The 18,614-nt window shown below is 62.7% G+C and carries 18 protein-coding genes; 9 read left to right on the top strand and 9 right to left on the bottom strand.

Annotated features, from left to right (window positions below; genetic code table 11):
• Positions 1-37 precede the first annotated feature (37 nt).
• The 3 genes from V1286_RS09050 to recA all read right to left on the bottom strand — a co-directional run bounded on the left by V1286_RS09050 (position 38) and on the right by recA (position 3,239).
• On the bottom strand, positions 38-1,021 hold the full coding sequence (locus tag V1286_RS09050; RefSeq protein WP_334479008.1) for a hypothetical protein: 984 nt from the start codon (positions 1,019-1,021) through the stop codon (positions 38-40).
• The gene (locus V1286_RS09045) at positions 1,018-2,088 is read right to left on the bottom strand and encodes a hypothetical protein (RefSeq protein ID WP_334479006.1); all 1,071 of its coding nucleotides are present in this window, start codon (positions 2,086-2,088) and stop codon (positions 1,018-1,020) included. Before V1286_RS09045 ends, V1286_RS09050 begins: the two co-directional genes overlap by 4 nt.
• Positions 2,089-2,150: 62 nt before the next feature.
• Complete coding sequence (recA, locus tag V1286_RS09040) at positions 2,151-3,239, bottom strand: recombinase RecA (RefSeq protein WP_334479004.1); 1,089 nt, start codon at positions 3,237-3,239, stop codon at positions 2,151-2,153.
• 737 nt (positions 3,240-3,976) lie between these two features.
• On the opposite strand from recA, the gene V1286_RS09035 reads away from it, so the two are divergent.
• The 5 genes from V1286_RS09035 to V1286_RS09015 all read left to right on the top strand — a co-directional run bounded on the left by V1286_RS09035 (position 3,977) and on the right by V1286_RS09015 (position 6,575).
• Positions 3,977-4,147: a hypothetical protein gene (locus tag V1286_RS09035; protein ID WP_190242003.1), complete on the top strand. Its 171-nt coding sequence runs from the start codon at positions 3,977-3,979 to the stop codon at positions 4,145-4,147.
• Between the two features lie 393 nt (positions 4,148-4,540).
• The gene (locus tag V1286_RS09030; RefSeq protein ID WP_108519705.1) at positions 4,541-4,720 is read left to right on the top strand and encodes a hypothetical protein; all 180 of its coding nucleotides are present in this window, start codon (positions 4,541-4,543) and stop codon (positions 4,718-4,720) included.
• Between the two features lie 857 nt (positions 4,721-5,577).
• Positions 5,578-5,721 carry a hypothetical protein gene (locus V1286_RS09025; protein ID WP_334479002.1) on the top strand — a complete coding sequence of 48 codons (144 nt, stop codon included), beginning with the start codon at positions 5,578-5,580 and terminating at the stop codon, positions 5,719-5,721.
• Positions 5,722-5,923: 202 nt separating this feature from the next.
• Complete coding sequence (locus V1286_RS09020; protein ID WP_108519708.1) at positions 5,924-6,103, top strand: hypothetical protein; 180 nt, start codon at positions 5,924-5,926, stop codon at positions 6,101-6,103.
• 217 nt (positions 6,104-6,320) lie between these two features.
• Positions 6,321-6,575, top strand: coding sequence for a DUF6894 family protein (locus tag V1286_RS09015; RefSeq protein WP_334479001.1), 255 nt, complete (start codon positions 6,321-6,323; stop codon positions 6,573-6,575).
• Between the two features lie 2 nt (positions 6,576-6,577).
• Here the strand turns inward: V1286_RS09015 and V1286_RS09010 are convergent, their stop codons facing one another.
• The 3 genes from V1286_RS09010 to V1286_RS09000 all read right to left on the bottom strand — a co-directional run bounded on the left by V1286_RS09010 (position 6,578) and on the right by V1286_RS09000 (position 7,599).
• Entirely contained in the window at positions 6,578-6,913 is a 336-nt protein-coding gene (locus tag V1286_RS09010; RefSeq protein ID WP_334479000.1) for a PilZ domain-containing protein, read from the bottom strand.
• A gap of 101 nt (positions 6,914-7,014) precedes the next feature.
• Positions 7,015-7,245, bottom strand: coding sequence for a hypothetical protein (locus tag V1286_RS09005; RefSeq protein ID WP_334478999.1), 231 nt, complete (start codon positions 7,243-7,245; stop codon positions 7,015-7,017).
• A gap of 81 nt (positions 7,246-7,326) precedes the next feature.
• Positions 7,327-7,599 carry a hypothetical protein gene (locus V1286_RS09000; protein WP_334478997.1) on the bottom strand — a complete coding sequence of 91 codons (273 nt, stop codon included), beginning with the start codon at positions 7,597-7,599 and terminating at the stop codon, positions 7,327-7,329.
• A 209-nt stretch (positions 7,600-7,808) separates the two neighbouring features.
• On the opposite strand from V1286_RS09000, the gene V1286_RS08995 reads away from it, so the two are divergent.
• The gene (locus V1286_RS08995; protein WP_334478995.1) at positions 7,809-8,270 is read left to right on the top strand and encodes a PaaI family thioesterase; all 462 of its coding nucleotides are present in this window, start codon (positions 7,809-7,811) and stop codon (positions 8,268-8,270) included.
• Between the two features lie 175 nt (positions 8,271-8,445).
• Here the strand turns inward: V1286_RS08995 and V1286_RS08990 are convergent, their stop codons facing one another.
• Both V1286_RS08990 and V1286_RS08985 read right to left on the bottom strand, forming a co-directional pair.
• Positions 8,446-10,482 (bottom strand): pyrroloquinoline quinone-dependent dehydrogenase, encoded by a 2,037-nt coding sequence (locus tag V1286_RS08990; protein ID WP_334478993.1) that lies wholly within the window; start codon positions 10,480-10,482, stop codon positions 8,446-8,448.
• Positions 10,483-10,537: 55 nt separating this feature from the next.
• Positions 10,538-12,004 carry a caspase family protein gene (locus V1286_RS08985; RefSeq protein ID WP_334478992.1) on the bottom strand — a complete coding sequence of 489 codons (1,467 nt, stop codon included), beginning with the start codon at positions 12,002-12,004 and terminating at the stop codon, positions 10,538-10,540.
• Between the two features lie 232 nt (positions 12,005-12,236).
• Between V1286_RS08985 and V1286_RS08980 the strand changes: the two genes are divergently transcribed.
• Positions 12,237-12,632 carry a hypothetical protein gene (locus V1286_RS08980; RefSeq protein ID WP_334478991.1) on the top strand — a complete coding sequence of 132 codons (396 nt, stop codon included), beginning with the start codon at positions 12,237-12,239 and terminating at the stop codon, positions 12,630-12,632.
• A 2-nt stretch (positions 12,633-12,634) separates the two neighbouring features.
• Here the strand turns inward: V1286_RS08980 and V1286_RS08975 are convergent, their stop codons facing one another.
• The gene (locus V1286_RS08975; RefSeq protein ID WP_417021120.1) at positions 12,635-14,398 is read right to left on the bottom strand and encodes a ShlB/FhaC/HecB family hemolysin secretion/activation protein; all 1,764 of its coding nucleotides are present in this window, start codon (positions 14,396-14,398) and stop codon (positions 12,635-12,637) included.
• Positions 14,399-14,558: 160 nt separating this feature from the next.
• Between V1286_RS08975 and V1286_RS08970 the strand changes: the two genes are divergently transcribed.
• Together V1286_RS08970 and V1286_RS08965 are read left to right on the top strand one after the other, a co-directional pair.
• Entirely contained in the window at positions 14,559-15,680 is a 1,122-nt protein-coding gene (locus V1286_RS08970; RefSeq protein WP_334478990.1) for a FecR family protein, read from the top strand.
• A 77-nt stretch (positions 15,681-15,757) separates the two neighbouring features.
• Complete coding sequence (locus tag V1286_RS08965; protein WP_334478989.1) at positions 15,758-18,478, top strand: EAL domain-containing protein; 2,721 nt, start codon at positions 15,758-15,760, stop codon at positions 18,476-18,478.
• The last annotated feature ends 136 nt before the right edge of the window (positions 18,479-18,614 follow it).

Here is an 18,614-nt window from a genome sequence, read left to right as displayed (position 1 = left end):
GGTTTCGCTGCGCTCTACCCATCCTACGGCCACGCCGCTACGGCACGAGCAATACAGGGTCCCAGCGCCACAGCCGGTCGTTGGTCAGGTGCGTGCCGCCCCACCAGCGATCGATCGGGTTATGCTGGCTGAAATCTTCGTTGCCGGCCAAAATTGCCTTGCCGAGCGCGGTGAGCGATAGCCGGCTTTCCTTATATCGCTCGTATCGCTCATGCTCATCGTGCATCTCCAGCGTGAACGGCCATTCCGCGAGGCCTGACACGGCCGGCACCGGGGCCAGCGCAAGCCTTTCCAGGAGAGCACCAGCTTCCCAATAGCCGAACACGCGGCGCTGAAAGCGCTGCTTGAAATGAGGAAATACCTCGAACGGATGCACGTAACCGGCCGCGATCAATTCCAGAATTCGCAGTTCGGACGCGCCAAGCCCGGTTGCGCGACCGGGAAGCTCATCGAGCATTTCCAGAACGCATCGCCGAAGCTGCGGCAAGATGCTCAGATCCTTGCTCAGCAGGTTGAACCACGCGCGTGGCGTGGGTGCCCGGAAGGCCTGCCACGCAAGGCTTGCGATCTCGATATGATGGTCGTTGATCGCAACACCCGGAAACCTCAATTCGGCGAGACGCGCCGGTTCTGTCTCGCCGAGAGAGGCATCCAAATGTCGCAAGATAATGTTTAATGTTTTCGCCTGTGGGCCGAGATAATTCAGCAGCCAGATCAGGACTAGTTGGGCATTCGGCTCGGTTTCCATCCAGAGCTCGACCGTTTCGCAACGTTCGCAAGCCTCGATCAACCCGAGATCCTTGAAGCCGGATTTCTGACGGCGCTGCCGGGGCAAAGAATAGAGCCAATGCGAGTCCGGCCCTTGCGTTGTCCTTGCCTCCAAAAATGCTGCAAGCTCCGCATCGGAACGCGGCGCCCCCCAAACCATCCGAAGCTCGATGGCGACAGCCAGATCGGCAAGACCGGCCGTTACAACGCAGCCCGCACTTGAGGAATCTGACGTCAGGATCAAACGCGTCACGGTACGCCTCGTTCAGACTGCCTGCAGAAGGGCTTGGTCAGCGCCGGATTCCAGCGCCACAGATTATCGTTGGTCAAATGCGTGCCGCCCCACCAGCGGTCGATTGGATTGTGCCGGCTGAAGTCTTCCTTGTGGGCGACAACAGCCTTGCCGAACTCGGTAAGCGACAGGCGGCTGCGTAAGTAGGCCTCATGGCGATCCCTGAGGTTTTCCCGCAAAAGTGTGCGCAGCCCCTCGTCAAGGCCCGCCACGGCCGGTTTGCGCCCGAACGCCAGCCCATCGAGCAAATAGCCGCATTCCCATTCGCCGAAGATGCGCGTGCCGCGGATAGTCCGCAGATGAAACAGCGGATTGGTATTCGCAAATCCCCACGCCAACATCTCCAGTATCCGCATTTCAGTTGCGCCGAGCCCGGTCACGCCGGAGGGCAGCTCTTCGAGCAGTTCGACCATGGCCGGTCTTAGCAGCGGCAAGGCGCTCAGATTGCTGGAAAGCAGATCGAAGCAGGCTTCGGGCGTCGGCGAACAATACGCCTGCCAGCTCCGGCTTGCCGTGTTCAATTCCGCCTCCGTAACGGACAAATCGAACACCTCAAGCCTGCGAAACTCCTCCGCGCGCACGCCAAGCAAATCAAAGTCAACAAGGCGAAAAACCAGCTTCGCTGCAATCTCCGGATGAGACTGGAAGTAATCGAGCAGCCAGACCAGTTGCAACTGGTCGTTAGGATGCGGGTCGAACCACAGTTCGATCGTGTCGTAGGCCTCGCAGAATTCGACAAGGCTGAGGTCTTGTCTTTCCTCGTCGTCGGCAGGCCCCCGGCGGCCATAGTCCGACCAGTGATCCCCCGAACGCTGTTCCTCCGAACGCGTTCCGAGATAGGACGAAAGCTCGTCCGGGGACGGCAACTGCCCCCACGCGAAGCGATAGCAAAAGTGGATGACAAATTCGGCAAGGCCCGAACCAAGAAGACCAAATCCGGACGAACTGGTTAGGATCAGACGCCTCATGAGCCAATCACCTGCGCACGCAGAATTACCAAACAAAACGGGCGCTGAAGACGTCGGCAACTCAACGTCCGCAGCACCCGTCTGTCGCGTTTCAAACCTTATCGGCCTGAAGCGTCGGAAACTTACTCTTCCGCCGGCTCTTCGCCGTCGGCGTCGCGCTCAGCGGGACCGGCGAGGATCTGCTCGGCGATCAGGCCGGAGTTCTGGCGGATCGCCATCTCGATCTTGGCGACCATGTCGGGATTGGCCTTGAGGAAGGTTTTCGAGTTCTCGCGTCCCTGGCCCAGCCGCTGGCTGTCATAGGAGAACCAGGCGCCGGACTTTTCTACGATGCCGGCCTTGACGCCGAGATCGAGAATTTCGCCCATCTTGGAGACGCCCTCGCCATACATGATGTCGAACTCGACCTGCTTGAAGGGCGGCGCCAGCTTGTTCTTCACCACCTTGACGCGGGTGGTGTTGCCGACCACTTCGTCGCGCTCCTTGATCGCGCCGATGCGGCGGATGTCGAGGCGGACGGAGGCGTAAAATTTCAGCGCATTGCCGCCGGTGGTGGTTTCCGGCGAGCCGTACATCACCCCGATCTTCATGCGGATCTGGTTGATGAAGATCACCATGGTGTTGGACTTGTTGATCGAGGCGGTGAGCTTGCGCAGCGCCTGGCTCATCAGCCGCGCCTGCAACCCCGGCAGCGCGTCGCCCATCTCGCCCTCGAGTTCGGCCTTCGGCACCAGCGCCGCCACCGAATCCACCACCAGCACGTCAACCGCGCCGGAGCGCACCAGCGTGTCGCAGATTTCCAGCGCCTGCTCGCCGGTATCGGGCTGCGAGATCAAGAGCTCGTCGATGTTGACGCCGAGCTTGCGCGCATAGACCGGATCGAGCGCGTGTTCGGCGTCGATGAAGGCGCAGATGCCGCCCTTCTTCTGCCCTTCCGCCACCGTGTGCAGCGCCAGCGTGGTCTTGCCTGAAGATTCCGGCCCGTAGATCTCGACCACGCGCCCCTTTGGCAACCCGCCTACGCCGAGCGCGATATCGAGCCCGAGCGAGCCCGATGAAATGGTCTCGATATCCATCGAGCGGTCGTTCTTGCCCAGCTTCATCACCGAGCCCTTGCCGAACTGGCGCTCGATCTGGGAGAGCGCGGCAGACAGGGCCTTGGTCTTATCCATGGAGGATCCTTCAACGATACGCAGGGCAGTGGCGGACATAATACGTGCTCCTTATGGCGGGGATTCGCGAGCGGGACAAACGGGCGATGGAAGGTTTTAGGATTCGATTTCTGGATTCGTTGGCGTATAGGAATTTCGTACCACGTTTGTTCTATGTTCGCAATATGTTCTTTTCCCGGAGATGGCAATGGCCTGTTTCAACCGCTGGTGGCCGGTTTTGAAGTTAACAGTGGCCTAATTTGATTTTGAGCTTAGCCTTCACTGCCTCACAGCAAGATAGAGGCAACGCCCGTGAAGTCTCTCCATTGCAGGTTCAGCAATCTGTATGGCTTTCGCAGCTTCGAATGGAGCCGCTCTGGCGGAGTCGCAGGGATATCAATGCCGCTCCGCCGTCCGCGCGGAAATGAAGGGGCCTGATTGCCGGATGGCGCTCCCGCTTAGCCCGACCAGTCACTGCAATATACCTGCTAACGCCGAGGTCGAAGTTATGGACAATAAAATCAATGAGTGCGTCAAGCGGGGACAAGCAAAAACTAGATCATGATGGAGGTCTAGAGGCCGCCAACTGAGGCGGCCTTTTTCGTTCAGGCCTGTCTTTGCGAGCGGGCCTATTTCAGCCGGTACCTTGGACACGTGAAATTTGGCCCCTGGTGCCCCAAGCAAACTTGCCAGCTTCCCAACTTTCATAATTCCGTAATTTTACGGGCAGCGGACCTTCCCGCGGTCCGCGGGCTTAAGTATCATCGAGCCTTGGGGTCAATCGACGGGGTGCGTAAATGACGGGACACACTCAATTGGCAATAACACCACGCGACCGTTTTCTTGAGACGGCGCAAAAGGAACTGGCCGCCTTCGAGCAGCGCGAGCGTGAATTTTCCAGGAAGGAACGGCAGGAGCGGGCAGCAGAATTACAAATTCCCGTCTACAAGGGCGGACTTCACAGTTAGGCAGGGCCTGTAACAAGACTGTCATCGATCGCTAATAGCCGTAGCGGACCATCCTTCGAGATGGATCATCAAAATGGTTAGACTAATAAAGCCGCCCAACAGGGCGGCTTATTTTTTGATGTTTTTCCAGCCGCACGGCTCCAGCTACGTAACCATACGGAAGTGACCCGGCGCGCAGGGCTCGGCATATTTCCGCGGATGGGCCGACACGATGCCGAAATCGGCAGCTCGGCTCGGAACGCCCGCCCTTCAAGGCCCGGCGCGAACATGGCGAGCGCTCCATATCCCCGCCGTCTTGAGTCCATTTTTGTACTTTTCCGCCGGAACGGATTCCGCCGCAGTGCGTAATCGCATCAGGAGCGACGACGGGTAGTTTAACGGGGAACCAGAATTGTGCCGGGTAAAAAATATCTAACGGAACAAGCGGCAACCTTTTTGAAATTTGCAATGGCCACCACGGATCCGGACGTCGCCGCGGGCTTTCTCGACAAGGCCGCCGACCTTTCGGCCAGGAGTGAAGAGGCGCCGGACGCCAGCCCCCGGCCGCCTGACGTAGAGCAGCCGGAAAGCTAGCTCTCGCGATGAGGCCGCCGAACCGGCGGTCTCATCGTTTATTGGTCGATCTGCAAATCATGCCTTGCGACGTCTCATGCCTTGGACGCCCCTTCGGTGGCCCTTGGGCGACATCGCTTACAATTTTAGGCGTGCTTGCAGTTTCATTTGAACCGGCCGTCAAGACGCGCACGCTATGCCTTGCTGCATGCACATACAGGTTGCCTTCACCCCCGCCCCCACCCTGCCGATGGTTCAGCAGCATGGCGCCCATCTCCTCACACGGCGCTTGAGCCTCAGCCGCACCCCGGAGCCCTCGCGGGTGCCGCAGCCGGTCCGGCCGGACGCGCCCTCCAGACCCCATATGCCGCCGCGGCAGCCTTATCCGACGCGCCAGGAATAGGCGCCGGCAGCAGCGGCCTTTCCCTGCAAGCGCGGTCGCCCCAGCCAAACGACCCCGCCGCATGGGGCTATGCAGCGAGGTCGCCGACGGCGGGGAAAATCTGGAGGACCACCCCCGCCCTCGCGAGCAGATACGTCTGCCGCAAGGGCCCCGTTTCAGCGCGCAAATTGCTCGGCAAATTCGCCCCCAGCGCGTTGAACCTTTTTCTCACCATCCAGACAAAACCTTGCCTGGGACATTGCATCACTCGGGGAATAGGCCTGCGCCGCCAAGCGACCATACTCCGCTTGCGCGGCGCAGTGCTTTTTAGCGGCGCGCAAGCGGGGCCGGCGGGGGAATTCGGACGCGCCTGCGGGGTTGGAACGCATACAGCGCCAGGACTTCTGCCGCGCCGGAGCGCGGCAAATGTCAGCAGATGGAATATGGAACTTTGTGGTTCCGCTGCCGTTATCGCGGAGGAGTGCGGGAGATTTTCATGAACCACAAAGGCGTAGAATATACGCTCACCAAGTCGGAGACCCCGGGCTTCTGGAAATGGCAATTTCGGATTGGCGACCTGGTCAGGTCGGGTAAGATCGAGGCGAGCCTTGCCTTGCTGGCATGCGCCGCGTCGAGTTAAGAATCGATCGCGAACTGAAGCACGCGGCGCACCAACTGGTGTCCTGATCGGGGCCGTGGGGTTATTCCCGGCTCCTCTCCGTTTCTTCGCAGGCGTCTGGCTGGCGCCTGATCAAATCTCGTACAGTTGCATCGTTTATTTCTTGCAATTTTAGGTGATAAGTATGGATTTGAAGCGGTTGGGGCCGCGGCGGGATTTTTCTATGGTCTACAAGGGTGTTGAATTCACCGTGACGGCGGTCGCTCCGGGCATTTGGAAATGGCAATTCCGCATCGGCGACCAGGTCATCGCGGGCAAGACCGAAGCCAAGCTCAATCTGCTGGCCATCCGGCGGGTCCAGCTTCGGATCGATCGGGAGCTGAAAAAAGCCGAACGGGATTAGCCCGCTTCGTCGGATCCTTGCGTCAGCCGCCCGCCCGTGAAATCTTAAGTAATTACATAATGTTACAGATACATCATGATGTAGCGCATATGCACGGTAACAGGCATGGGCCCGTAAAAACCCGGAGTTGATCTTTCCGCGCGCCAGGAATCCACTCCGCCTGCACTTGCGCATTCTCAGGGCCAACGGCGGCCCATTTGACGTTTGGTCCATTGCCATGCCGATCTTCTTCTTCAGCGTTCGACATGGCGTGGATGCATGCGTCAACAACGACGGCGCGGAGTTTGCGGATCATAACGCCGCCTGGAAGGAAATGACCGGCGTCTGCGGCGACATGATCGCGGACATTTCCCGCCAACTCTCCGAAAACGCCGAGTGGCAGATGGAATTGCTGGATGAATCCAGGAAGCCGGTATTCCGGATTCGCCTGGTAGCGGAGACGCTGCAGGACGCCGATCAGGAAGCGAGCTAAATTCAGGCGTCCGCCTTCTTGGTAACGGCATCCGCTTCACCGGCCGGCGCGGCGCCCTTTCGCAGCTCCCGGGCGGAGATGAATCGGACGCCAACCATCTCGCCCCTGCGCCAGACCAACGTGCATACCCGAAGCACCCCGCCGCCCGCCGTGAGGGAAAGGCCGAACACTTTGGGAACAGCGAGGTCGCCCACATCCAGGCAGGCGCCGTTATCGGAAATGTCGAGGATGTAGCACTGGATCCATGGCGCATCCGGCGCCGGAATCAGGAATCCCGGCTTGCGCAAATCGACCCGAACGAACTTGCGGGCACCAAGGTCTTTGCGGTCTCTCGTCATGATTTCTCCTGCGCGGAGAAATCCTAGGCGGAATACCTGAATACCGAGTTATCGGAATTCGGCAAAAATCGAGGTGTTGGTGATTTCGTGGACCGATTGCTCTAATCGGCGCTGGCAAGCCGGCGCATCGTGAATTCGATGTCGCCATCGGGCAGCTCGCGCCAGCTTTCGACTGAGCTCATATAGGCCGCCTTGGGATAGCGGTCGAGAAAGTCGCGCGCCCGCGCTCTGGCCTTGTCGCGCGGCAGTGTAAAAGTCTCGCGCAAATAGCCGTCGTCCGGCTTGCGCCGGCCGCCCATCCGGCTCGCGAGATCGCGCGGACGAAAGACCATGTCGTAACTCCAGACACAGGACGACAGGTCGAATATAGGGGTTGCGGCGAACGAATCCTACTCGCCGCTGTCGCGAGACAGTTACTGGTTGTTGCTGCCGGTCTTGCTCTTCTTGGGCGCCGCTGCGGCCTTGGGCGTGTCCGTGCTGCGCACGGTGCCCCAGGGATCGGAAGAGGCCTTGGCGTCGGGTATCTTCTTCAAGGATTCCCGATAGGCTTTGTCCTTGATCGCATCCGCCTCCTTCTCCTCCGGCGATTTGGACTGGAATTCCGGCATCAGGTTGATGTTCGGGCTCTGCGCGTAGGCCGGCACCGTCAACAACACCACCACCGCGGCCGCGCTCAGCATTCTCATGAAGCTCTCCTTTGGGACGCTGACTTTGCGTTTCCGGCAAGGATACCACCGGCTCAACCGCCTCGCCAAGCATGGGGCCCCAGTCTCTGGTTCGACGCCGATTCGCAGGATTTCGTGCCGTATTTGTGGCCCACCGCGCCTGTTCCCTTGGCCGCAATGGCCACTACAATGCGCCGGCAACAAAATGTCGGGCGAGGAAACGGGCGTTCATGCAACAACAGCCACAAGCAACGGAATTCGGCATCGCGGAAGCCAGGCGGGTGCTTGGCGAGGTCTTTGCACCTTGGGTGATGGATCTCAATCTTGTGATCGAGCGCTTCGACAGTGCCCCACCAGGCGACGCCGCCGACTGGCAGCCGGGCGCGATCTTGCGCCTGCCGTTCTCGGAGCGGCTGTGCCGCAATGGCGGCACGGTCTCGGGCCAGGCGCTGATGGCCTTTGCCGACACCGCGATGGTGATCGCCAACCTCGCCGCCAACCGCGGCTACCGGGCCATGACCACGGTCGACCAGACCACGCATTTCATGCGCGCGGTCTCGGCCTCCGACGTGCTGGCGGACGCGCGCGTGGTCCGCCTCGGGCGCACCATGAGTTTTGGCCGCGTCACGCTTCTTTCCGCCACCGACAACAAGCCGGTGGCGATGGTCTCGAGCGCGTTCGCGATGCTGTAGTCCCGAAGGCGCCGTGGCCCGGATGGAGCGAAAGCGAAATCCGGGACTGCCGCACGCAATGCGCCGCGAGAATACGAAGGTATGTCAACCGTCATTGCGAGCGCAGCGAAGCAATCCATGCCGCCGCAAAGGAAGAGTGTATTGCCTCGCTTCGCTCGCAACGACGATGGTCCGCTCACGCCCTCCCCACCCTGCTCCGCCGCCAGCGCCAGACCAACATCGCCATCATCACGATCACAAAGCCAACCGCGATCGCTCCGCTCATGAATCGCCCGCCCGGCCGGTCGATGGTGCGCGAGCGCAGCGAGGGCGTTTCGCCCGGCCGCGCCAGGCGGAATGCCACCACGCTGTCGCCGATGGTCGTGCCCGACTCCGAATGACCGCCGGCGCCGATCGCGACATATTGCTCGCCCTTCCACTGATAGGTCATGGGATTGGCAACACCCGGCACCGGCAGCCGGCCCTGCCACAGCTCCTGCCCCGATCGCGCGTCGAAGGCGCGCAGATACGCATCCATCGCGCCGGTGAAGACGAGACCGCCGGCGGTGATCGCAACGCCGTTGACGAGCGGCGTGCCGAACGGAAAGGCGATGCCGAGCGGCGCGCGGTCCTCGGTGGTGCCCACGCGCGAACGCCAGAGAATCTTGCCCGCCTTCAGATCGACCGCGACCATCTCGCCCCAGGGCGGCTTGTTGCACAACAGGCCCAGGGGCGACGTGGCGACAGCGCGCGTCATCGCAAACGGCGCGCCCTGCTGCCGTCCGAAATCGTGCCCGGGCGGCGGCTCGAACCCTTGCGTGGCCTCACGCGGAATCAGTTTGACGATATGGATCGCGCGCGAAATGTTGGCGTAAAGGATCTGGTTGACGGGATCGAAGGCAGCACCACCCCAGTTCACGCCGCCGCCGGTCATCGGAAACACCACGGTGCCCTGCGTCGACGGCGGCGTGTAAATTCCGTCATTGCGCGCCGACGCGACCTTCGCGCGGCAGGCCCCGCTATCCCAGAACGGAATCAGGCCGAACACGTCGTCGGCCGAAATCTGCTGCGACAGCAGCGGCGGCACATGGGTCGGAAACGGCTGCGTCGGCGAGAGCTGCTCGCCTTCGGCGCCGCCCTGCGGCACCGCGCGCTCTTCCACAGGCCACACCGGCTTGCCGGTATCGCGGTCGAGCACGAACACAAATCCCTGCTTGGTCGGCTGGATCACGACGTCGCGCAGGCCCTCCCCGGTATCGATGCGCGACAACGTCGGCTGCGCCGACAAGTCGTAATCCCAGACATCGTGATGCACGGTCTGATACGACCAGGCCCGCTCGCCGGACTCGGCGCGCAGCGCCACCACCGAATTGGCGTAGTCGTTGTTACCGGGCCGCTTGCCGCCCCAGAAGTCCGGACTCGGCGAGGACGTCGGCAAGAACACCAGGCCGCGTTCCTCGTCCACCGACATCGGCGCCCAGACATTGGCGTGGCCGGCCACGACGCCGCTATGCACCAGCGGATCGAAACTCCAGCGCGGACGCCCGGTTCGTGCATCGAAGGCGCGCACCATGCCGGGGGGCGCCTCGACACGGCGGTTGTCCGCGATCGCAGAACCGACGATGACGGTGTCGCGGATAATGACGGGGGCCGACGTGATCTGGAATTCGCCGGGCCAATCCAGCGGCATGCCGGTCTCGACCTTGATCTCGCCATTGGCGCCGAAATCGGCGCAGGGAATGCCGGACCTGGCGTCGATCGCGATCACCCGCGCGTCGTTGGTGCCCGTGAAAATTCGTACGCGGCAGGCGGCCGTTCCGGCCGCCTTGTCGTCGACCCAATAGGCGACGCCACGGCAATTGTAACGGTTGGCCGGGCGTTGATTGGTCGAGATCTTCGGATCGTACCGCCACTTCTGCGCGCCGCTGCCGGGATCGAGCGCAATGACTTCGTTGAATGGCGAGCAGAAGATCAGGCTGTCTTCGACCAAGAGCGGCGTGGCCTGAAACTTGGTCCGCTTCATAACCTCGGGCGCGCGGGTGTCGAGATCGCCGGTGCGAAACTCCCAGGCGCGAACCAGATTGCCGACATTATCAGGCGTGATCTGGTTGAGCGGCGAAAACCGCGTTCCGCCGCGATCGCCGCCCCAGTGCTCCCAGGCGGAAGTTGGAAGCGGGATACCCGCGCAGAGGATGGCAACGATGAAAGTGAACAGACGAACCGGATTTCGCATCCTGCCCCCGCAAGCGCAACGCAACGCTTGCGGGATCGATTACCCTATTGCCACTTCAGTATCTACCCCGGTCGCCATAGTTGCCGCCATGGCCGCCGCGGCCGCCGCCAAATCCGCCGAGACCGATGCCGATGCCGATGCTGACCGGCGGTCTCGATGGCTCGTACACTTCGCGCGGCGGCGGGTCGTACACCACGCGCGGGGGCGGACGGCGAACGACCACGACGTCGTCATCCGGCTCGCTCCGACGCGGCGGCTTGCGATCGACCCGCTTCTTCGGCGGATCCGGCTCGACGCGCCGGACCGGGGCATTGACCTTCAGTGGCTGCGGCAACGGCGGCTGCACGTTGCAGGGGCACATCGGCCCGGTGAGCGCAACGTTTTGCGGCACGGCGGCGTTGGCGGCGGCAACCGCCGGCGTGAACTCGGGACGGTTGCGCAGCCGCTGTTCCAGCTTGCGCGCGGTCGCGGAAAGATCACTGTCGGGGAATTTCGCCAGGAAGGAGCGATATCCCGACGCGGTGTTGATGAGCACGGCCTCGTTCCACGCCACCATGCGCCGGTGCCGAACCAGCCAGTCGCGCGCCAGCCGCCCGAGCGCGGTCTGCGGAAACAGGCCGGCAAAGGCCTCATACGCTTCGTCGGTGCCGTCGGCCACGATCACCTCGTTCGCCGCCTCGACCGGCTTGCCCTTCAGATCGCGTGTCCACTCGGCGACCGATTTCTTCGGAGCGACCGCAGGCTTCGGCCCGGCGACGGATGCGCCCGAAAAGCGGAAATCCTCGGTCAGCGAGGAGCTGTCCCACGGGGTCTGCCGCCCTTCGGTGACCTTGTTCACCGCAAGCCGCACCCGCTTGAAGGTCTCCTCGATCGGAATGTTCTGTTCCTTGCCGGCCGCCAGCAGCGCATTCGTATACGGACTGTTGGAGCCGGAGCCGTCTTCCGCGACCGCGCCGGGCGAGGTCGAGAACGACAGGAACGTGCCGGGCGAGCCGACCTTGGCATCGACAAGGGCAAGCCCGCCGCCGGCGGTCTTGAGGTCCGGGAACGGATTGTTGCGGCAGGCGTCGAGCATCAGGATGCGCATCTTGCTCGGCACCGACGTCAGCGTGTTCAGGATGTCGTTGAGGCGCACCGCCTGGATCGGAATGTCGGCTTCCCGCTTCGGATCGATGTCGACCGGAACCAGAAAATTCTCGCCGTCGATCTGCAGCCCATGGCCGGCGTAAAACACCAGCGCTACGGTATCGGCGCCCTTGGCCGCGACCTTGCCGGCGAAGTCGCTGACTACTTCCCGCATCTGGCCTTGCGAAAGGTCGGACGCGGTCGAGACCTCGAAGCCGGAATCGGTCAACAATTGCGTGACCGCTTTGGCGTCATTGGCCGGATTGGGCAGCGCCGGCACCGAGCGATAGGCGGACTGGCCGATCACCAGCGCAAGGCGGCTTTCGGCAGAGGCCGAATGTGCGCCCAAAAGAACCGCAGCGGGAATCATCAATGTGAACAGCGCGTGACGGAACATGATGCCACCTCCCGGCAATGCAGGCTACGGATTGGTCATGGTCCCGAAGCCAAAGGTTCAAGCCGGCCGCGCCGTTCGGGGCGTGACAAGCGCTCCATTCAACGGCGATGTTGTCGCAGGCCCAAGTCCCGCGCAGTGATCTCAATCACAGTATCGGGATCGCGATCTGGTCAACATACCCTGTTCTACCGCAGCGTGTTCGGGGTAAAACCGCCCTCGGATGCGGCGGATCGTGGTTCACATAGCGCTGATGGCGGGCGCGGCGCTGATGCTTGCGGGTTGCGGCTTTGCCGACGTCCGCTCGCCGGTGCCCGAGTTCATGCGCGCCAAGGCGCCAGAGCCGCCCGCGCTCGAGCCGGCGCCTGACGTCAAGCGCATGCTGAAGGAGAAACTGGATTCGGTGTTCACCGCGGCCTCGCAGCCGACCAGTGTTCGCGTTTCCGAGCCGCGCCCCAACCTCCGCGGACCGGGCTGGACCGCCTGCGTCAAGGCCGAAGTGATTTCGGTGACCGGCAAACCGCTGGGCACGCGGACCTATCGTGTCGAGATTTCCGGCGGCGTGATCGCCGATCGCCAAAAGGTCGAAGCCGAGGATACCTGCAACACCGAGAGCTACGAGCCGGTCTAGCGCTACAGGCAGCGCGTCGTCGCCCGCACCGGACAAAGCTTCAGCGCGCTCGTCAGCGAGAACAGCACCCGCGCGCCGCGGGTGGGATTGTCAGGCGCGCGATAGGTAAGCGGCGCGGCAGCGCCGATGTCGGCCTGCAGGCCGTCGACGAGGAAGAAGCGAACGCCGCCGCCGGCCGATGTCAGCGACAGGCCGTCGCTCAGTTGGTAACCGTCATTCCAGGCAACGCCGCTGTCGACGAATCCGTAGATCTGATAACCGCTCAGATATTGAAGGTTCGTCTTCTGGTCGAAGCGCAGTTCCGCCGAGCCCGCCAGACCGTTATCGCCGCTGATCTCGGCGCTGCCATAGCCGCGTCCGAATGCGATGCCGCCGAGATAGAATTGCTGCGAGGTGAACAGCGGGCCGGATGCCGTCTGGCCGGCCGCGGCGAGTTTCAGCGACCATGCATCCGACAGCGTCTGGTAGCGCGTGAACCAGAAATTCAGCGCGGAGAATTTGCCGGACGCCCCGTCGTGCGACAGATAGTCCTCGTCGCGGTGCGAGGCGCCGAGAATGTCGAGGCCCTGGCGATAGTTCACGGTCAGATAGTTGGTGCCGCCGAAACTGTCCTGCAGCCGATAGTCCGACGTGAGGCTGGCGGTGCGGATACGATCGGCATAGATCGGGCCGAACACATCGTTTTCGGTGGCATTGGTGAATCCGGCCGCCGCGGTCAGCGTCAGGCTCGATTTCTGCGATTGCAGCGCAGCGATGCTGCCGTGAATTTCGAACGACTCGGTCTTGATGTTGTCGCTGTAGAGATGGCGGTAGTCGCCGGGCCAGACCTCGCTGTAGTAGCCCGATGCGCCGATGCGGGCGCCGTCGGCGCCGACGGGCACTTCGTAGGACAGGCGGCCGAACGCGAGCTGCCGCGGATCGCCGGGCGTGGTCGACAGGTTCAACACCAGGGAATCGCCGGGAGCGAGATAGGAGTTGAACGCCGCCGTCCCATAGCTTTGCCACGGTCCGACCGACGACGATCCCAGATTGTCGACGCCGAACGACGTAAAGAGGTGCCACGTCTTCAAAGACACGATCAGGCGAAAATGGCCGCTCGCGGTGCCGATCTCCTCGATCGCGGTGTCCTCGATCCGCACGCCGGGCCGTCCGTTGATCAGCAGTAACTGCCGTTCGAGCGTCGCAAGCCGCGAGGGCCGCTCAGTCAGCACGGCATCAAGCATCGGCCGGACGCCGAACTGTTCGGCGCCGTCTCCCTCCAGCGCCAGCTCCGTGATGCTGCCTTCGATGACTTGAATGCGAAGCCGGCCGCTCTGGATGTCCTGTGGAGGAACGATCGCCCGGCTGAGGTGAAAGCCGGCGGCGCGATAGACGTCGCTGACCGCAGCAGCGATAGCCGCGAGATCAGCCTGCGAAACCTTTTTCCCGATGTAGGACTGATACGTCGCCGCAAGCCGCTCCTGCGGCATTGCGACGGCGCCGGAGATCGAGACATGGCGGAGCACGAACAGCGGCCTGGAATCCCCCTGCCCCTCCGGCCGGGCGAATTGCGGCAACGGCAGCCGGGGCCGCCCGTTTGCGCCCTGGCTCGATTGCTGATCATCGAAACGTTTTTCGGTCTGCCGCGGATCATAGCCCGGCTGGTTCGCATGCTGCGCTTGCGCCGGAAGGCAGCCGGTCAGGGTCCAGAGGACGAGGCCGGCGGTGCTCAGGTGGTGCCGGGATAAAGCCGCATGGGCGCACTTCCGTAGAAGTACGGACGCCAAGCGCCAATCGTTAAGGGAGCCCCTACCCATATGATTTTTAATAAGATTTTATGGTCAATGAATCGTTAACGAGGCTCGCGCAGTTCACCGCTTCCGCTCACTCAATGTTGAAACATTTCCGCTACTAACCGGGACAAAGCGGCAATCAGAGAGAGTTTTCATGCGTGCGATCCCTCACGTCTCAAGAGCACTCGCGACCGTGTTCGTGCTGGCGACGGCTTCCGCCGCTTTCGCCGCTGACGGCGGCGACTGGACGGTCAGCAAGTCCTCGGGCGAGGTATGGCTCACGGGCAGCGGCGTGCAGCAAGCGGCGCTGAGAGAGGACGTGCTGAAGCCAGGGGACACCATCAGCACCGGCCGCACCGGGCGCGTGCTCCTGAAGCGCGGCGATGAAATGATCCTGGTTTCGCCGAATTCCGTGGTCGGCGTCCCCGCCCAGAAGAAGGAAGGACTCTCGACGACGATCAAGCAGCAGGCCGGCTCGATCCTGCTCGACGTCGAGAAGCGCAACGTCAAGCATTTCGAGGTCGAGACTCCCTACCTCGCGGCCGTGGTGAAGGGCACGCAATTCCGCGTCACCGTCAACGCGGGGAAGACCACCGTCGACGTGGTCCGCGGTCAGGTTGAAGTCGCAGATTTCAAGTCGGGCCAGATCGCCCAGGTGATGGCGGGCCAACATGCTACGGCGTTCGCCAACGGCAAGACCGGCCTCTCGCTGGGCGGCTCCGGCGCCCTCGCCCCGATCGAGCAAGGCAAGCCGCGCGCACCGTCGATCGAGCGCGTTCCGGTGCCGCGCGGAGGCTTTACCGCGATCCGCCACGCCACAAATGGACAGGGCGTCCAGCCATTGCGGCATACAAGCGTGCAGCCCGCAAAGCATGGCGTCACCCGGATCTCGTCATCGATCGGTGAAGTCCGGTTGAACGTCCACCGCGCCACGCACGGCCTCGCCCGTGACGGGTCGGCGGTGCATGGCGGATCGCGGGACGCCAAGAACGATACAATCTGGAGCCAGTCCGATTCAGCCGTGGCGAACAACAGCCAGGGCAATGCCGCCAATGGCGCAGCCAGCTCGAGCAACGCCGCGGCCTCCAGCGTCAGCACCACGATAGCCGCCTCCAGCGGGTCGGATGGTGGCGGCAATGGCAAGAGCAACAACGGCAATAGCAACGGCAACGGGATTGGGAATGGCAACGGGGCCAATGGTAACGGCAAGGGGAATGGGAACGGTAATGGCAACGGAAACGGTAATGGCAATGGTAACGGCCGGGGCAGGAACTAGTTTGCGACGTCAATTGCAGAGCTGACAGCCATCAGGCGTAGCGACGCCGCATTCCCAACCACCAGAATGGTGACCATGTGAAACGATATCGGCCGCATATTTTCGCGGTGATTGCGCTCGCAATCGTGTTGGCGGGCGGCTGGCACAATTCGCTTCGCCACGCATTGGCCGACCTGCGCTTTGCCTGGCAGTCGCGCCAGGCCTCTGGCGATATCGTGGTGATCGCGATCGACGCATCGTCGATCGACAGGATCGGCGTCTGGCCGTGGCCGCGCCTGCTCCACGCCGAGCTGCTCCGGCAGCTTCAGAAGGCGGACGTCCAGGACATCGCGCTCGATGTCGACTTCTCCACGCCCTCCGACGCGGCGTCGGACCGGAACTTTGCCGAAGCCCTGCAGAGCGCCGGCGGATCGGTGGTGCTGCCCTCCTTCCAGCAGCCCCGCACCGACAGGACGACGCTTCACGTCAATCGCCCGTTGCCGCAATTCGCCGAACATTCCTGGCCGGCGCTCGTCAATGTCGAGGTCGGACCCGACGGCCTCGTCCGCCGTTACCCGTTCGGCGAGAAGCTGGACGGCAAATTCGTGCCCGCGATGGCTGCCGTGCTCGCCGGCCAATACGATGAGAAGCGCACGCCCTTTCTGATCGACTTCAGCATCCGAACGGCGGGAATCCCCAAAGTATCCTTTGCCGACGTGCTGCGCGGCGACCCGGCGACACTGCAAAAGCTGCAAGGCAAGAAGGTCGTCGTCGGCGGCACGGCGCTCGAACTCGGTGACCGCTTCAGCGTCCCGAACGGCGCGATCGTGTCCGGCCCCGTGCTGCAGACACTGGCCGCGGAATCGCTGCTGCAGAACCGCGCGCTGCAATGGACTTCGCAAATCGTCACGCTGACCGGCCTCGCTTTGCTCGCCTTGCTCATGCTGTTCTCATGGCGTCGCCTTTCCGCCGGCAAGCGCGTGGCGCTGCTCGCCGCAACTTCTGTCGCCCTAGAAACAGGTGCGCTTGCCCTGCAAGCGGCTTTCCCGCTCATTCTCGACACCTCGCTGTTTCAGATCGCCATCATCGTCTACATCGCCGCGATCGCGCTCGACGAAATCGACATCCGCGATCTGCTAGGCAGGGTCGCCGAGAGCCGCTTTCAGCGCGTGGCGATGTCGCTCGGCGACGGCCTGATCTGCACCGATTCCAATTACCTGATCACGGTCTGGAATCCCGGCGCGACCGCGATCTTCGGCTATCTGCCTCAGGAGATGATCGGACGGCCGTTCGACGAGATTTGCGCCCGCGATGCGGATACGCCTGCATTTTCCGTCAGGGATGCAGCAGCACTCGCCGCCGGCACGGTGATCGAGTTCGACGCACGCCGCAGCGACGGCGAGGTGTTTCCGGTCGAAGCCAGTTTCTCCGGCTGGCAGGGTACTGATGGATTTCAGTTCGGCGCGATCCTTCGCGACATCTCGGTGCGCAAGCGTGAAGCCGAGAGAATTCGATACCTGGCGGAACATGACACGCTGACCGGCCTCATCAACCGCAATACCCTTCATGCCAAGCTTGAAGCGAAAATTGCCAAAGCCGGGGCTGACGGCCGCAAGGTAGCGCTGCTGGTGATCGGCATCGACGGCTTCCAGCAGGTCAACGACATGCTCGGTCATGCCAGTGGCGATCTCGTGCTTCGCGCCATATCAGAGCGGCTGATGGAGGTGATGCCGGCGACGGGCCTGATCGCGCGCTTGAGCGGAGACGAGTTCGCCATCGCAGTTCCGGCGAATGCCATCGGCCAAAACGTCAGCCGTTTTGCCGGGCAGATCGGTGCAGGCTTCGACGAACCGCTGCTCGTCGGCACGCGTCACCTCCGCGTCAGGGTCAGCATCGGCGCCGCTGTCTTCCCGTCCGACGGGCGGACGGCGGCCGAGCTCCTGGGCAACTCCCACATGGCGCTGAGCCGCGCCAAGGCAACCCGGCGCGGCGGTCACGTGCTGTTCGAGGATTCGATCCGCCGCGAACTAGAAACCCGCTTGACGCTGGAAGCGGAGCTGGCGCTGGCCGCGGAGCGCAATGAATTCGAACTGTTCTACCAGCCACAAATACAACTGGCCGACGGCCGTCTGATCGGCGCCGAAGCCCTGATCCGCTGGCGTCATCCCGAACGTGGCCTGGTTTCGCCGGGGGAATTCATGCCGGTTGTCAACACCTCGCCGATCTCCGAACGGATAGCGGAGTGGGTTCTCGAAACCGCCTGCGCCAAGGCGGCCGCCTGGGAGCGCGCCGGACAAAAACTCCGGATCGGCGTCAACCTTTCGCCCTCCCAACTGCAGTCGGGTGACCTTGCAAGCTCGGTCGCGCAGGCCCTTGCCCGCACCGGTTTAAGTCCAACCAGCCTCGAGCTCGAGGTCACCGAAGACATCCTGCTCCACGACGAGCAGAGCGCGCTCAATACGTTCCTGAAGATCCAGGCGCTCGGCGTGCGCCTCGTGTTCGACGATTTCGGCACCGGCTTTGCCAGCTTGAGCTACCTGAAGAAATTCCCGCTCGATGGACTGAAGATCGACCGCTCTTTCGTGCTCGGATTGCTGGTCAATCCCGACGACGCAGCGATCGTCAGCTCGACCATCGGGCTGAGCAAGCAACTGGGCCTGTCGGTCATCGCCGAAGGCATCGAGGACCGGGCCACGGCCGACTTCCTGATCAGGATGGGCTGCGAGGAGGGACAGGGCTATTTCTTCGGACGGCCGATGCCGGCGAGCGAGTTCGAAGCCAAATTCCTCACCGCTCCCGCAGCCGCTGAGGTGGCGTAACGGCTGAGCGCCCTGATCAGGCTGAACGATCCGTTAACGCGACCGCTCAAATCCGAGCTTCGCTGCAACGCAATCTTCCACCTCTTTCCATTAGCGTTGCCCCGTGAACGCGATGGCCGGGCGGCCCCCTCAAGGT

The organism is Bradyrhizobium algeriense (assembly GCF_036924595.1).
GTDB classification, from domain to species: domain Bacteria; phylum Pseudomonadota; class Alphaproteobacteria; order Rhizobiales; family Xanthobacteraceae; genus Bradyrhizobium; species Bradyrhizobium algeriense.
Note: the sequence above shows the minus strand (reverse complement) of the source record. Positions and strands in the feature narration are given on the sequence as shown.